A 960-nucleotide genomic window follows, 5' to 3' on the forward strand; every position below is an offset into this window, starting at 1 on the left:
ACCGCACAACCAATTGGCCCGCATATAACCGAGCACTCATGAGTCGCGGAAATATTGCCATTTGGTTTGATCCTGCTACGCAATGGTATGCTCCATCAAAAGGCAAACAAGGGCGAAATCAAACCTACTCCGACGCAGCTATCCAATGCTGCTTAATGATTAAATCCTTATTCCGTCTATCTTTACGTATGGTCACTGGCTTTGTGCAAAGTCTGATTAAACTTTGCGGATTAAATTGGACCGCACCAGATTACAGTACGCTTTGTAGAAGACAAAAGCATATTGATATTGCAATCAGCTACCAAAAAAGTAGCGATGGGCTGCATCTACTCGTAGACTCTACAGGCATGAAGTTTCTAGGTGAGGGCGAATGGAAACGCAAGAAACATGGAGCTGAATATCGTCGCCAATGGCGTAAACTACATATTGGTATAGATGCCAAAACCCTACAAATACGCGCTATTCAGCTCACAACCAATAATGTCAGTGATTCACAGGTGCTTGGTGATTTACTTAATCAGATTCCACAAGATGAGCAGATTGACTCTGTTTATACCGATGGAGCTTATGACACCAAGCAATGCCGTCAGGTCATTGCAGATCGGCAAGCACATGCGGTGATTCCACCTAGAAAAAATGCGAAACCATGGAAAGATACAAAGAGTAGCTCGCTAGAGCGAAATGAATTACTTCGAACAGTTAAACGTTTAGGCAGGACATTATGGAAAAAATGGTCAGGCTATCATCGCCGCAGTTTGGTGGAAACCAAGATGCATTGCATCAAATTATTAGGAGATAAACTCAGTGCAAGGAGTTTTGATAGCCAAGTGAATGAGATCCATGCACGTGTAGCAGTCCTTAACAGATTTACGGAATTAGGTCGACCACTTACCCAAGTTACGCCTTAAATTTGGCTCAATTAGGGGCGCTTTGCATTTCAAATCTTTGTGCAACAAAGCC

The 960-nt window shown here is 43.0% G+C and carries 1 protein-coding gene; it reads left to right on the forward strand.

Going from position 1 to position 960, the window contains the following annotated elements:
* Positions 1–908, forward strand: a 908-nt coding sequence (locus NI465_RS16530; protein ID WP_253146004.1) for an IS5-like element IS17 family transposase, incomplete at its 5' end; no start/stop codon positions are given.
* Between the last annotated feature and the right edge of the window lie 52 nt (positions 909–960).

The organism is Acinetobacter lwoffii, assembly GCF_024129855.1.
Classification (GTDB): domain Bacteria; phylum Pseudomonadota; class Gammaproteobacteria; order Pseudomonadales; family Moraxellaceae; genus Acinetobacter; species Acinetobacter lwoffii_L.